The sequence below is a fragment of the Allobosea sp. OK403 genome, from assembly GCF_900113835.1.
Lineage (GTDB): Bacteria > Pseudomonadota > Alphaproteobacteria > Rhizobiales > Beijerinckiaceae > Allobosea.
Window position 1 is genome coordinate 295,323 of the sequence record NZ_FOQV01000002.1, and the last position, 13,906, is coordinate 309,228.

Genomic DNA, 13,906 nt, shown 5'->3' on the forward strand with positions numbered 1-13,906 from the left:
GCCGGAGCAGCCTTGCACCGGCCGATCGAGACCGTATCTGACTGAATGAAGTCGCGGCATCGGCCGCGCGAACAGGAATATGAGACGATGGCCCATACCCATGCCCGCGTCATGATCGTCGGCTCCGGCCCCGCCGGCTACACCGCCGCGATCTATGCCGCCCGCGCCATGCTCGAGCCGGTGCTGATCTCCGGCATGCAGGCTGGCGGCCAGCTGATGATCACCACCGATGTCGAGAACTATCCCGGCTTCGCCGATGTGATCCAGGGCCCCTGGCTGATGGAGCAGATGCGCGCACAAGCCGAGCATATGGGCACCAGGATGGTCTCCGACCATATCTCGAAGGTCGATCTCTCCCAGCGGCCCTTCCGGCTCTGGGGCGATGGCGGCGAGACCTATTCCTGCGATGCGCTGATCGTCGCCACCGGCGCGCAGGCCAAATGGCTCGGCCTGCCCTCCGAACAGACCTTCCAGGGCTTTGGCGTCTCGGCTTGCGCCACCTGCGACGGCTTCTTCTTCCGCAACAAGGAGGTTGTGGTCGTCGGCGGCGGCAATACGGCAGTCGAGGAGGCGCTCTACCTCGCCAACCTCGCCAGCAAGGTCACGCTGGTTCATCGGCGCGATTCGCTGCGTGCCGAGAAGGTGATGCAGGACCGGCTGTTCAAGCACCCCAAGGTCGCGGTGGTCTGGGATAGCGAGATCGCCGAGATCTGCGGCGGCACACAGCCGCCCAACGTCACGCATCTGCGCCTGCGCAACCTCAAAACCGGTGCGGAAAGCGAACTCAAGACCGACGGCGTCTTCATCGCGATCGGCCATAAGCCAGCGACCGAACTTTTCGTCGGCCAGCTCACCATGCGTGATTCGGGCTATCTCGACGTCGTCCCCGGCACCGCCCAGACCAATATCCCGGGCGTTTTCGCCGCCGGCGACGTCACCGACGAGCATTACCGCCAGGCCGTGACGGCAGCGGGCCTCGGTTGCATGGCCGCGCTCGATGCCGAACGCTGGTTGCAGGCGAGCGAATTGGAGCAGCGCCAGGCGGCGGAGTAAGACCTCAGCCCGATATATCACCAATTGTGATGGATCTCGTCACTAGATTCAGTGCGAAAAAAGAACATCAATGTCGCGCAGACATTGACCTGCAATGGTTTTGCCCCCCAACATGCACGAAACGCATAACGGGGGGACCGCGGTGGATTGGGACCGCATCAGGATTTTTTATACCGTCGCTGAATCCGGCAGTTTTACCAAGGCGGGAGACGTTCTGGGCCTGAGCCAATCTGCGGTTAGCCGCCAGATCGGCGCGCTGGAGCGCGAATTGCGTGCGCCCTTGTTCCATCGGCATACGCGCGGGCTGATCCTGACCGAGCAGGGCGAATTGCTCTGGCGCGCTGCGCGCGAGATGACGCAGCGCCTGGAGCGAACCCGCGCCCAGCTTTCGGAGACGCGCGAGCACCCCTCCGGCGAGCTCAAGGTCACCGCGACACGCGGCCTCGGCGGGCACTGGCTGACACCCCGCCTCGCCGAGTTCCTGGACCTCTACCCCGACATCAAGGTCGAGCTCATCCTCACCGACGAGGAACTCGATCTCTCGATGCGCGAGGCCGACATCGCGATCCGGCTGCGCCAGCCGCAACAGCCCGACCTGATCCAGCGCAAGCTCTTCACCGTGCATTTCCACGTCTACGGATCGCCGGCCTATGTGAAGCGCTTCGGCGAGCCCAAGAGCTATGAGGAGTTGGACAACCACCGCATCCTCTCCTTCGGCGGCACCTCGCCATCCTACCTCACGGCCGTGCACTGGCTCGGTACGCTGGGCCGCGACCAGCGCAACCCGCGCCCGATCCATCTGACCGTGAACAACATCACCGCGATGAAGCGCGCAGTCGATTCGGGGGCCGGCATCGCCGTGCTGCCGGATTATCTGATCGAGACCGGTTCGCCCCTGATGCAGTTGCTGCGGGAGACCGAAATGCCGCAGCTCGAAAGCTATCTGGTCTATCCGGAAGAAATGAAGTCGGTCGCCCGCGTGCAGGTGTTCCGCGACTTCCTGATCCAGAAGGCGCAGCGCTGGACCTACTAGAGCGTTTTCGAGCGAAGCGGATAACGGTTCCCCCACGACAAACGCGAAGCGTTTGCGTGGAGAAAACGCGTTAAAACAAAAAGCTGGAGCTGTTGAACGATCCAACTGGATTGGAGACCGCTCTGGAGCGTTGCGAAAAAGCGCGGTTTCCGATTTTCGCAGGGCATCCTGTCGATGCCGTCCGAATGCGACGTGATCCGAGCCCGGTTCTCAGACAAAAGCCGCCTTGCGCATCCCGCAAGGCGGCTTTTCTGCGTCAGGCGCATAAGCCTCCGACAATTTCGTGACAATTTACAACTATTTACGACTCACCATGCGCAAGGCGCATAGCTGATACAATCTATGCTGCATTGCAAAAAGGCAGCTGCTGCCCGATATAGCAAACACGGTTGTTCGCAACGGGCTCCGCTACCTCCTCCCGGCGTTGAGTTCGTTGCAGCCGTTCCCCTCTGAGATGTTTGGCGCTTGCGCTGGATGTTTCAAACTTCAAAGGCCGGCTCCCTCGGGGGTCGGCCTTTTTTTCATGTGTTTTCGGCATGCCGGAAGCGCGGCGAGACAATCCCCGTCATGACCGGGCTTGTCCCAATCATCCCCGTCTTCGCTGATCGAGACCTGTGTCCAAGACGCGAATGCTCGCCACAAGGGCGAGCATGACGGCTGAGCCGCTCCGAAAGCCGCCCGCTACCGCCGTCGCGCTTCCAGCGGCAATGCCCCGAACAGGCTGGGCTCGGCGCTGGTGCGCGCCTTCTCGATCGTCAGCATGCGCAATTTGGTTTCGACGCCGCCATCGGCGGAGAAGCCACCGGTCTTGCCGCCGGCCGCCAGCACGCGATGGCAGGGCACGATGATCGGCCACGGATTTGAGCCCAGCGCCATGCCGACGGCGCGAGCTGCGCCCGGCTCGCCGATACGGGCGGCGACCTCGCCATAGGTCAATGTCTCGCCCGGCAGGATCGTCAGTGCAACGTCATAGACCTTGCGGTTGAAGGCCGGTGCGCTGTCGAGGTCGATCGGCAGATGCGCAAGATCGCGCGGCTCACCCTGGAGAAGCGCCCGGACCTCGTTCATGGCGCTCGCGATGAAGGCGACAGGCGCGGCCTCGCTCGCCTCCGGGAAGCGCCGCGTCAGACGCCGGCGCGCCGTCTCCTCGTCTCGCTCGGGCAATTGCGCGCCGATGATGCGCTCACCCTGCCAGGCCAGCGCGCAGGAGCCGATCGCCGTGTCGAAGAGAACGAAATGCTGCATGCCTGCCTTATAGCCCAATGGCGGTAGCCGCAGAAGGCTCTCGCGAATTCATCGGCACACGCCGGCTCTCATCAAAAAGCGCGAGCAGGATAAATGCGAAAAACCGGTTTCCACTTTCTCGCATCCCGCTCTTGCGTGGCTTTCGAGAACCAGAGCGGACATAAGTCCGTGAGCATCGGAAGCGCCGAAAGCCGCGCCAGACGGCCGCGACGCTAGAATTCGCGCTCAGACATAGAGCCGCTCGCCCTCCAGCCCTTTGTAGAGCCCTGCGACCTGCTCGGCATAGCCGTTGAACAGCAGCGTCGGGCGGCGCTCGCGCGTGCCCAGCACCTGCTCGCTCGCCTGGCTCCAGCGGGGGTGTGGAACCTCCGGGTTCACATTGGCCCAGAAGCCATACTCGGAAGCCTGCAGCCCCTCCCAGAAGGTCTTGGGACGCTCAGTGACGAAGGAGATCTTGCTGATCGACTTCACCGATTTGAAGCCGTATTTCCACGGTGTGATCAGGCGCAGCGGCGCGCCATGTTGGGGCGGGGTCGGCTTGCCGTAGATCCCCGTCACCATCAAGGGCAGATCGCTGGTCGCCTCGGCGATGGTCAGCCCCTCCGTATAGGGCCAGGGATACCAGCGCTGCGACTGGCCGGGCGCGACCTTCGGGTTCATGAAGGTCTCGAACTTCACATATTTCGCTGATGAGAGCGGCTTGGCGAATTCGACCAGCGATTTCACGGTGAAACCCGTCCAGGGCACCGCCATCGACCAGGTCTCGACACAGCGGAAGCGATAGAGCCGCTCTTCCAGCGTCATCTTGCGGACCAGATCGTCAATGCCGATCTCCATCGGCTTCTCGACCAGGCCGTCGATCGCGATCATCCAGGGCCGCGTCGCCAGCCGCTTGGAGGCGCTGGCGACATCCTTGGACGTGCCGAACTCGTAGAAATTATTGTAGTTCGCCGCCAGATCCTCCTCCGTCACCGGCCGGTCGAGCGTGTAGGCGGCGTTCTTCTTGGCGGGGTAGAGATCGAGCGTCGGGTCGGCGCCTTGCGCGGCGGCCAGCTTCGGCAGGGCCGCGCTCGCAATCAGCCCCGCGCCCGCACCGAGCAGGCCGCGGCGATTCATGAAGACGGCCTCGGGCGTGGCCTGGCTTTCGGGCATTTCCCAGCCAGCGCGGCGTTTGATCAACATCGGACGGACATGCTCCGTTTCAGATGCAATCAGTCTAGCGCACGCTCCGAGGTCACACGCAACTCACGAGGGGGAGAGGTGGAAGGGGCAGTAGGCAATGGGCAGTAGGCAGTCGGACCGTTCCTACTGCCTACGCAACAGTCTCAGCCCCTTGTCTCCAGCGCCTTGACGATCGCAGCCCCCATCTCACTGGTCGAGACGGCGTTCGTGCCGGGCGCGGCGATGTCCTTGGTGCGCGTGCCGGAGTCGAGCACGTCGGCGATCGCGCCTTCGAGCCTGTCGGCGGCCTCGATCGCCCCGAAGGAATAGCGCAGCGCCATGGCAAAGGAGCCGATCATCGCGATCGGATTGGCCAGGCCCTTGCCGGCGATGTCCGGGGCCGAGCCATGGACGGGCTCGTAAAGCGCCTTGCGCTTGCCGGTGACGGGGTCTTCCGCGCCCAGCGAAGCCGAGGGCAGCATGCCGAGCGAGCCGGTCAGCATCGCCGCCACATCCGACAGGATATCGCCGAAGAGGTTGTCGGTGACGATGACGTCGTACTGCTTGGGCCAGCGCACGAGCTGCATGGCGCAGTTGTCGGCGAGCACATGCTCGAGCTCGACATCGGCATAGTCCTTGGCGTGCAGCGCCGTGACCGTCTGCTTCCAGAGCACGCCGGTCTTCATGACATTGTTCTTCTCGGCCGAGGAGACCTTGTTGCGGCGCGTGCGCGCCAGCTCGAAGGCGACGCGGCAGATCCGCTCGATCTCGGGGGTGGTGTAGACCTGCGTGTCGACACCGCGCCTGGAGCCGTCCTCCAGCGTGACGATCTCCTTGGGCTCACCGAAATAGACGCCGCCGGTGAGCTCGCGCACGATCAGGATGTCGAGGCCTTCGACAACCTCGGGCTTGAGCGAGGAGGCCGAGGCCAGCGCCGGATAGCAGATGGCGGGACGCAGATTGGCGAAGAGCCCCAAATCCTTGCGCAAGCGCAGCAGGCCGGCCTCGGGGCGGTGCTGATAGGGCACATCGGCCCATTTCGGCCCGCCGACCGCGCCGAACAGCACGGCGTCCGCGTCCTGGGCCAGCTTCATGTCGCCTTCGGAGATCGCCTGCTTATGCGCGTCATAGGCGCAGCCGCCGACGAGCCCCTTCTCGATCGCGAAGCCGGCAAGGCCTCGCTTCTCGAACCAGGAGACCACGGTCTCGACCTGGGCCATCACCTCGGGGCCGATGCCGTCGCCGGGCAGGAGCAGGAGCTTATGGGTCGCCATGGGTCGCCTCGCGCGTGGTTCTTCGTCTCGCTCCGGCCCGAAGGCCCAGCGGGGCGTGATTACGAGCGGAAGCGTGCGGAGGCAAGCGCATCACGTTGCGGGCAGCCTCGCGGCGCACGCAGACCCGTCCTTGCGAAGAGCGCGGCGACGAAGCAACCCAGGGAGACCAGAGCGGGACCTCCTGGATTGCTTCGCTGCGCTTGCAAGGGCGACGAGAAGCCCCTCAGGCCTTCTTCTCGATGTTCCAGAAGAACTGTGCCGGCGAGAGCACCATGCCGGTCAGGCTCTTGCGGAAAGCCATCGGCTGCTGCACCAGCCCGGCGGGAACATAGGGCACGAACTCGAAGGCGCGCCGCTCCAGCGAAGCCGCGATCTCCTTCTGCTTTCCGGCATCCGGCTCGGCGATCCACTGATCGCGCAGGCCTTCCATCGTCGGGTCGTCCGGCCAGCCGAACCAGGCGGCGCCGCCATTGGCGCGCATCAGCGGGTGCAGCGCGGGGTTGAGCGTATCGGCGCAGGACCAGAGCGTGTGGAAAGCCGACCAGCCGCCCTGCTCGGGCGCGCCGCGATTGGCGCGCCGGCCGATGAAGCTCGCCCAATCGGTGGCAACGAGCTCCGCATTGATGCCGAGCTTCTTGAACAGATCCTCGGTCACCAGGCATTGCTGGTAGGCGATCGGCTGGTCGGCCGGTGCGAGCAGCACGACCTTCTCACCCTTGTAGCCGGCCTCCTTGAGCATGGCCTTGGCCTTCTCGAGATTGGCCTGCATCGCTTCCGTGCCACCCGCCCCGGTCGACATCGGCGAACCCGGCGTGAGGAAGGTCTTGGCCTCCTGATAGTACGCCTTGTCGCCGACCACGGCTTCCATGTAGTCGGTCTGGTTGACCGCCATCATCACGGCGCGGCGGATGCCGGGGTTGTTGAAGGGCGGCTGCATCTGGTTGAATCGCATCAGCAGGAACAGGCCGAGCGGCACGTTCTCGATGGCGATGTCCTTGTTGGCCTTGAGCACGGGCAGGAGATCGACCGGCGGCTGCTCGTACCAGTCGACTTCGCCCTGCATCAGCGCGCCGACCGCCGCGGAGGCTTCGGTCAGGGCCAGCCATTCGATGCGGTCGATCCTAGCGATCTTGCCGCCCGCCGCCCAGGACGGCGCTTCTTCGCGCGGCTTGTACTTGGCGAAGCGCTCATAGATCGCGTTCTGGCCGGGCACCCATTGCTTGTCCATGAAGCGCCAGGGACCGGAGCCGACTGCCTCGGTGATGTTCTTCATGTGGTCGGTCGTCGCGACCCGCTCGGGCATGATGAACGGCACGTTCGACGACAGCTTGCCGAGCGCCGCCGGCAGCATCGGGAACGGCTTCTTCAGCCGGATCGCGAAGGTCCGCTGATCGAGCGCGTCGTAACCTTCAACGAAAGTCGCGAAAGTCTGGCCGAAAGCGTCGCGCTTCGACCAGCGCGCGATCGAGGCGATGCAATCCTGTGCCCGGACCGGCTGATCGTCATGGAAGAGCAGCCCGTCGCGCAGCCGGAAGGTCCATTTCAACCCGTCCGGCGCGGTCTCCCAGGCTTCGACCATCTGCGGCTTGATGCCGAACTGGGCGTCCGTCGCGAAGAGGGTATCATATATCAGATAGCCATGATTGCGGATGACATAGCTCGTGGCCGTGATCGGATCGAGCGACGGCAGTGGCGTCGACGGGATAAAGCGCAGGATATTGGCGCGGCTTTGCGAAAAAGCCCGATTCGGCATGAAACCGGAAGCGGCGAGCGCAGCCGCTCCCTTCAAGGCATTGCGGCGATTGATCGGCATGGCATCTCCTCCTGCTGTCCGGGTCAGCTCGATGATCTGCCCAACTCAAGCAAGAGATATACCAGACGTCAATCACTCATCGGCCATCGCCGCACGGGCTCTGCCGCAGCGGCAGGCGAGATCACGGCACGAGCCGCGCGGTGACCTCGATCTCGACCTTCATCTCGGGCTTGAGCAGGCCGGCGACGACATAGATGCCGGCAGCCGGGCGGATCTGCCCGAAGACCTCGCCGCAGACGCCCAGCACCGGCTCGCAATAGCTCCGGTCAGTGACGAAATACTGCGCCCGCACCACCTGCGAAAGCGACGAGCCGGCCTCCGCCAGCACGGTCTGGATCGTGCGGAAAATATTGCGTGCCTGTTCGGCTGCATCCTCCGGCAGCGTCATGCTGGCGTAGTCATAGCCGGTCGTGCCGGAGACGAAGACGAGATCGCCGTCGATCACGGCGCGGGAATAGCCGAAGGCGGTCTCGAAGGGCGAACCGGTGGAGATGAGGCGGCGGGTCATGCGATAGGCTCCGATGAGGTCACCCGCGCTGTCTGAAACCGGGCGGCGCGCCATGCCACCCGATTTCTGCGCGCGATGAAAAGCACTGGAGCCGGTCCCTCACACCCGCCCACTCTTCAGCGCCCGCAGCACCTTTTCGCCCGGCCGACCGGTCTGCGCCATGCCGATCTTGGCCTCGATCTGCTTGATCGCCGCCCGCGTCAGCGCGCCGACCGCGCCGTCCGGCTCGCCGACATCATAGCCGCGCGCGATCAGCAGGCGCTGGAGCTCGCGGCGCTGTTCGCGCGAGAGCGGCAGATCGTCGGTCGGCCACTGACCCTGCACGCCGGGCCGGCCGCGCAGGCGATCGGACAGAAGGGAGATCGCCAAAGCGTAGGAGTCCGCGCCATTGTAGCTGTAGGCCGCGTCATAGTTCTTGAAGACGAGGAAGGCCGGCCCCTCGCGCCCCGCCGGCATCAAAAGCCCGGCATTGCCGGAGCCGGTCAGCGCCGAGCCGTCGAATTTGACGATGCCGCGCGCCGCCCAGGACGAAACCGGCTGCTTGGGATTGCGCCCCGTCGAGCCGGAGTAACCTGATGGCACACGCACCTCATAGCCCCAGGGCGCGCCGGTGACCCAGCCCGCCTTGGCCATGAAGTTTGCGGTCGAATGCAGCGCGTCGGGGATGGAATCGACGAGGTCGCGCCGGCCATCGCCATCGCCATCGACAGCCAGGCGCAGATAGGTCGAGGGGATGAACTGCGTGTGGCCGAAGGCGCCGGCCCAGGAGCCCATCAATTGCTCCGGCCGCAGATCGCCGCGCTGGATGATCTGCAGCGTCGCGATCAGCTCGCCCTTGAAGAAGGCGTTGCGGCGCGGCGCGAGACAGGCTCCGGTCGAGAGCGCCTGGACGAGCGGCATCTTGCCCCGCGCCTTGCCGAAATCGCTCTCGACGCCCCAAACCGCGACGATGGTGTGGCGGTCGACGCCGAAGCGGCTTTCGGCGGCGGCAAGCGTCGAAGCATGCTGGCGCAGCATGGCGCGGCCTTCCGCGACCTTCTCGTCATCGACCAGCGTGCCGAGATAGTCCCAGATCGGCGTCTTGAACTCCGGCTGATTGTTCATCGCCTCGATCACCTTCATGTCGGGCTGAACGCCCGCCATGGCGCGGTCGAAGGTGGCGCCTGAGACGCCCTTCGCGCCCGCCTCCGAACGCAGGCCCGCCACGCAAGACTGGAAATCCGCCTGCGCTGCCGAGGCGACGAGGATCAGAGGCAGGGCCAAGGTCAATGCGCGCATCATCTCACCGAAAACTGGGTCCACCGAATCACAAGCTTGGCGCGAATTTAGAGGTTGTTAGGGACTATGGGGACGATTTGATGAGGTCAAAACGGCGGAGATGGGAGGAGCATTGCACCGGCGATACCATCGGTATCGGCAAGCGATGCGACGCTGCAGCTCCGTCGTTTTCACCTCACCCGCAGGGCGCGGCGCTTTTGCGCGACTGCGGTGTCGTTCTTCGTAGCAAACCGAAAGGTTTGCGTCCTCGAACTCCTGGCATTCGCGCAAAATCGCCAGCATCAAATCACCCCCATAGTCCCTAACAACCTCTAGGACCACCCGGTTAACGGGGGTTAACCCTGACGGAGGTCGGTCGTTCCGTCTTTATGCCCGCTTTATGCGCGCCGGCGTCTTCCACATCGCAAGCTTACCGGCATCGGACCTACATCTCCTGCATCGATGGAGATCGAGATGACCACGCATTCGCACTACCCCAACCCCAGTCAGCAGCGCCGCGCGAAAGCCGTCTACGGCACGCTGCGCACCAAGCGACCGATGGTCGGCTTGTTTGCGGCAGAGCTCTGCATGCTGGGTTTGATCGCCCTTGCTGCCGCCGGCTTCATCGGCCTGCGCGCTTGGCTCACATTGGCGAGCTGAGGGCATCACGATGGGCCAAGCCAAGCCGTTCCATCCCGAACTCGACACCGCCAGCCATCTCTTTCTGGTCGGCCGCTCGACAGCCGGTTTCTGGGTCGCACGCGATCTCGAAGGCCGCTCGGAAGGGATTTTCCGCGACAAGAAGGACGCAGTCCGCTTCGCATTGTTCGAGGGCGGCCATCCCAACGCCGTGATGCTCTCGCCCAACGCGGTCGAGCCCAGCTTCGGCATGGGTGTCCGCTGAGCGACGCCGAGCAGGCGGCCAGGCAGGCGCGCCGCCTGGACCGCGACCTCGCCGCCATCCTGCTCCGCGCAGCCGGCGAGATTATCGAGCAACTCGTCGGTGTCGGTATCACCGATCCCGCCGATATCGCGCGCCGGCTCAACCGGCGCGGCTTCCCCTGCCATGGCCGCGCCCGCTGGACCGCGGGCGCGGTGAAGTCCGTGCTACGGCGCAAGCTCGCCTGGGACGAAGCTGCGTGAAGAATTGGCGGCATGAAGAAACAGCGTGCGCTGCCCGCGCCACTGTCCTAGACTCATCATCTGCTTCGACATGACGAAGCTTGGCGTTCCGCCAGGCTCGGCCGCGGCAGGCGAAAGCCGGCCAGCCATGACGTGGCGATCCCAGGATATAGCGATCCCCCCTCGCCGCCCGGCGCGCCAGCCGAGTCGTCTCGACTTGGGTGCGCCTTGGCGTGCGCATCCCAAGGTTCGCAGCGCGCGAACCCCATAGTCCCTAACAACCTCGAGCCCAGGAGCCTGACGATGTCCAAAGAACAGCGCGGCAATCGCGAAGCCAAGAAACCGAAGCAGGACAAACCGAAGGTCGCGGCCGCAGCGCCATCGACCTTCGCGGCCGTCGTCGCCAAAGCGGCAGGCGGACCGAAGAAGAAATGATCCGCTTCAAGACGATCGAGCCCGAGAAGGCCGAAAAGCCGGCGGACAAGCCTGTCGCACCGACGCCAGCGGTCACGGCACCGGAGCCGGCAACTGACGACGAAGAGCCGGCTGCCAAGCCCAAGGGCATGACCCGCAAGACGCCGCTACGGGCGAAGAGGCCGGAAGCGGCACCGCTTTTCGACAAGTAGCGGCGGCGGCAGGCCCTACGCCGCCTCCGCCACCTCGTCGGTCCAGACCTTGAAGCTCGTCAGCACGTTGGGGCCAAAGGTGGTTGCGATGGCAACGTCGGCAGCGTCGCGGCCGCGCGCGATCAGCACCCGGCCGATGCGCGCGACATTGTTGCGCGGATCGAACATCTGCCAGCCGCCCTCGAGATAAGCCTCGAAGGACGCCGCGAAATCGCCCGGCGGCCAGGGCTTCGGCGTGCCGATATCGCCGAGATAGCAGGTGCAGTAGCGCGCCGGGATGTTCATCGCCCGGCAGAAGGCGATGGCGAGATGGGCATAGTCACGGCAGACGCCGCGCCCCTCGCGATAGGCGTCCGACGCGGTGCGCGTTACGCTGGCGTCGTTGTAGTTGAAGGCGATGCGCCGGTTGACGAAATCGCAGATCGCCTGAACGCGCGGCGCGCCGGGCTGCGTGTGCCCGAAGAGCTGCCAGGCAAGATCGAGCAGGCGGTCGGAGTCGCAAAATCGGCTCGCGATCAGGAAGGTGAGGCACTCCTCCGGCAATTGCTCGACTGGAACCTGCCCCGCATTGCGATTGAAGGATTCAGGCAGGCCCGTATCGGAGATCACGGCATCGGCCGTGATCCGCATATGGCCCTGCGGCGCGAGCAGCCGGCTGCACCAATTGCCGAACACGTCGCGATAGGCGCTGACGGGGACGGAGGGGCTGATGCGCATATGGTCGGGCGCGGTGAGATCGGAGACCCGGCTGAAATGCACATGCAGCATCAGGATAATCGGGGTCGGTTGCGGGAAGTCGTAGTCGAGCTCGTAGCCGATCCTGAGTTTCACGCGATGCCTTCCGCACGACGATTGCGCGCTGGTGATGAGTGGCCCCTCAGCCGATCCAGCCACCATGCACGTTTCCGGCCAACGCGATATGGCCACCACCAGCCAAGACACCGGGCGAATTCATATTGCTTCTGCGAATGATCAAGCACTCTTGCTTGCGGTGGCAGCGCTTGAGTCCTAAACCACGCGCGCGCCAGCATCGGCGCTACCTTGTCCGCTCCCCGGAGATCAGTCCCATGGCCTTTCTTGCCGACGCCCTGAAGCGCGTGAAGCCGTCTGCGACCATCACCATCACGCAGAAGGCCCGCGACCTGAAAGCGCAGGGCAAGGACGTGATCTCGCTTTCCGTTGGCGAACCGGATTTCGACACGCCCGACCACATCAAGGAAGCCGCCATCGCCGCCATCCGCCGCGGCGAGACCAAATACACGCCGGTCTCCGGCATCCCGCAATTGCGCGAGGCGATCACGCGCAAGCTCAAGCGCGAGAACGGCCTCGATTACAAGCCGAGTCAGACCATCGTCTCCACCGGCGGCAAGCACGTCATCTACAACGCCCTGCTCGCCACGCTGAACCCGGGCGACGAGGTCGTCTGCGTCTCGCCCTATTGGGTCAGCTATCCCGAGATGGTGGCGCTCTGCGGGGGAACGCCGACCTTCGCCGAGACCAAGATCGAGAACGAGTTCAAGCTCCAGCCGGAGGAACTTGAGCGCGCCATCACGCCCCAGACCAAGTGGGTCATCCTCAACTCGCCTTCGAACCCCTCCGGCGCGGCCTACAGCCATGCCGAGATGAAGAAGCTGACCGATGTGCTGATGCGCCACCCCCATGTCTGGGTGCTGACGGACGATATGTATGAGCACCTCGTCTATGGCGACTTCAAATTCGTCACGCCCGCCCAGGTCGAGCCCGGCCTCTACGAGCGCACGCTGACCATGAACGGCGTCTCGAAGTCCTACGCCATGACCGGCTGGCGTATCGGCTACGCGGCAGGCCCGCAGCATCTGATGAACGCCATGGACCTCGTCCAGGGCCAGCAGACCTCGGGCACTTCGGCGATCTCGCAATGGGCCGCGGTCGAGGCGTTGGACGGCACGCAGGAGCACATTCCGGTGTTCCGCAAGGCCTTCGAGCGTCGGCGTGACCTCGTCGTCTCCATGCTGAACCAGACGCGCGGACTGGTCTGCCCCAAGCCCGAAGGCGCCTTCTACGTCTATCCCGACTGCTCGGCATTGATCGGCAAGAAGCTGCCCAACGGCAAGACGATCGAGACCGATGAAGATCTGGTGATGGGGCTGCTGGAAGATCAGGCCGTCGCCGCCGTGCACGGCTCGTCCTTCGGCCTCGGGCCCAACTTCCGCATCTCCTACGCGACCTCCGACGAGAAGTTGGAAGAGGCCTGCCGCCGCATCCAGCGCTTCTGCGCCGAACTGCGCTGAGACTCAATGTCAGGGGGCGAGAGCCGGCCGCAGGCTGCCGCTCGCCCCCTGCCCCGCCGCCATCTGCTGGTGGCACTGTTCTCGATAGTGCTGGCGGAAACCGCCCGCGCGCAAAGCTCGGGCACGCTGTCGGCCCGCGAGGCCCATGACGGCCTCACGGCCGGCGCCCTGCTCGTCATCGATATCCGCACACCCGACGAATGGACCGACACCGGCGTCCCGCAAGGCGCGCTCAGGCTCGACTCCGAGTCGGCCGGCTTCGAGGTCCGGCTCGCAGGCATACGCCTCGACCATCCCGGCAAGCGCATCGCCTTGATCGACCGCAGCGGCGGGCTGGCAGCCAGCATTCAAGCGAAGCTCGCCGGCCGCGGCTGGCGCGATCTCGTCATGGTCCGCGGTGGCATGCTGGGGCCGGGCGGATGGCTGTCGGAGAAGCTGCCGGTGGCGCCCTAGAGCCGTTTCCGATCCAGTTGTGCGTCGTTCAACAGCTCCAGCTCCTTGTTTTGCCGCGTTGTCTTTACGCTAATCTGTGTCCGCTTCGCTC

15 protein-coding genes are annotated in these 13,906 nt (G+C 64.7%); 8 read left to right on the plus strand and 7 right to left on the minus strand.

Annotation, left to right across the window (positions count from 1 at the left end; translation table 11 throughout):
- The first annotated feature begins 87 nt into the window (after window positions 1-87).
- Window positions 88-1,053 (plus strand): thioredoxin-disulfide reductase, encoded by a 966-nt coding sequence (gene trxB / locus BMZ97_RS07255; protein ID WP_092168701.1) that lies wholly within the window; start codon window positions 88-90, stop codon window positions 1,051-1,053.
- 142 nt (window positions 1,054-1,195) lie between these two features.
- Window positions 1,196-2,086: a LysR family transcriptional regulator gene (locus BMZ97_RS07260; RefSeq protein ID WP_092167121.1), complete on the plus strand. Its 891-nt coding sequence runs from the start codon at window positions 1,196-1,198 to the stop codon at window positions 2,084-2,086.
- 681 nt (window positions 2,087-2,767) lie between these two features.
- Here BMZ97_RS07260 and BMZ97_RS07265 read toward each other — a convergent pair.
- The 6 genes from BMZ97_RS07265 to BMZ97_RS07290 all read right to left on the minus strand — a co-directional run bounded on the left by BMZ97_RS07265 (window position 2,768) and on the right by BMZ97_RS07290 (window position 9,365).
- Window positions 2,768-3,331, minus strand: coding sequence for a methylated-DNA--[protein]-cysteine S-methyltransferase (locus BMZ97_RS07265; RefSeq protein WP_092168704.1), 564 nt, complete (start codon window positions 3,329-3,331; stop codon window positions 2,768-2,770).
- 225 nt (window positions 3,332-3,556) lie between these two features.
- Window positions 3,557-4,513 carry a protein-methionine-sulfoxide reductase catalytic subunit MsrP gene (gene msrP / locus BMZ97_RS07270; RefSeq protein ID WP_092167123.1) on the minus strand — a complete coding sequence of 319 codons (957 nt, stop codon included), beginning with the start codon at window positions 4,511-4,513 and terminating at the stop codon, window positions 3,557-3,559.
- A 143-nt stretch (window positions 4,514-4,656) separates the two neighbouring features.
- Entirely contained in the window at window positions 4,657-5,766 is a 1,110-nt protein-coding gene (gene leuB, locus BMZ97_RS07275) for a 3-isopropylmalate dehydrogenase (protein ID WP_092167124.1), read from the minus strand.
- Between the two features lie 223 nt (window positions 5,767-5,989).
- Entirely contained in the window at window positions 5,990-7,579 is a 1,590-nt protein-coding gene (locus tag BMZ97_RS07280) for an ABC transporter substrate-binding protein (RefSeq protein WP_092167126.1), read from the minus strand.
- A 121-nt stretch (window positions 7,580-7,700) separates the two neighbouring features.
- Complete coding sequence (locus tag BMZ97_RS07285; RefSeq protein ID WP_092168708.1) at window positions 7,701-8,087, minus strand: RidA family protein; 387 nt, start codon at window positions 8,085-8,087, stop codon at window positions 7,701-7,703.
- 99 nt (window positions 8,088-8,186) lie between these two features.
- Window positions 8,187-9,365, minus strand: coding sequence for a lytic murein transglycosylase (locus BMZ97_RS07290; protein WP_210188219.1), 1,179 nt, complete (start codon window positions 9,363-9,365; stop codon window positions 8,187-8,189).
- Between the two features lie 453 nt (window positions 9,366-9,818).
- Here BMZ97_RS07290 and BMZ97_RS07295 point away from each other — a divergent pair, with 453 nt between their 5' ends.
- From BMZ97_RS07295 to BMZ97_RS07305, 4 genes are all read left to right on the plus strand, one after another.
- Window positions 9,819-10,004 carry a hypothetical protein gene (locus BMZ97_RS07295; RefSeq protein WP_139221170.1) on the plus strand — a complete coding sequence of 62 codons (186 nt, stop codon included), beginning with the start codon at window positions 9,819-9,821 and terminating at the stop codon, window positions 10,002-10,004.
- A 10-nt stretch (window positions 10,005-10,014) separates the two neighbouring features.
- Window positions 10,015-10,248: a hypothetical protein gene (locus BMZ97_RS07300; RefSeq protein ID WP_092167132.1), complete on the plus strand. Its 234-nt coding sequence runs from the start codon at window positions 10,015-10,017 to the stop codon at window positions 10,246-10,248.
- 521 nt (window positions 10,249-10,769) lie between these two features.
- Complete coding sequence (locus BMZ97_RS31720) at window positions 10,770-10,901, plus strand: hypothetical protein (RefSeq protein WP_280141730.1); 132 nt, start codon at window positions 10,770-10,772, stop codon at window positions 10,899-10,901.
- Window positions 10,898-11,092, plus strand: a complete 195-nt coding sequence (locus BMZ97_RS07305; protein WP_092167133.1) for a hypothetical protein — start codon at window positions 10,898-10,900, stop codon at window positions 11,090-11,092. The genes BMZ97_RS31720 and BMZ97_RS07305 overlap by 4 nt, the downstream gene beginning before the upstream one ends.
- A gap of 15 nt (window positions 11,093-11,107) precedes the next feature.
- On the opposite strand, the gene BMZ97_RS07310 is transcribed toward BMZ97_RS07305, so the two are convergent.
- On the minus strand, window positions 11,108-11,923 hold the full coding sequence (locus BMZ97_RS07310) for a transglutaminase-like domain-containing protein (RefSeq protein ID WP_092167135.1): 816 nt from the start codon (window positions 11,921-11,923) through the stop codon (window positions 11,108-11,110).
- 236 nt (window positions 11,924-12,159) lie between these two features.
- On the opposite strand from BMZ97_RS07310, the gene BMZ97_RS07315 reads away from it, so the two are divergent.
- A complete protein-coding gene (locus BMZ97_RS07315; RefSeq protein ID WP_092167137.1) occupies window positions 12,160-13,362 on the plus strand; it encodes a pyridoxal phosphate-dependent aminotransferase in 1,203 nt (400 codons plus the stop codon).
- A 6-nt stretch (window positions 13,363-13,368) separates the two neighbouring features.
- Complete coding sequence (locus BMZ97_RS07320) at window positions 13,369-13,815, plus strand: rhodanese-like domain-containing protein (RefSeq protein WP_092167138.1); 447 nt, start codon at window positions 13,369-13,371, stop codon at window positions 13,813-13,815.
- Window positions 13,816-13,906 lie beyond the last annotated feature (91 nt).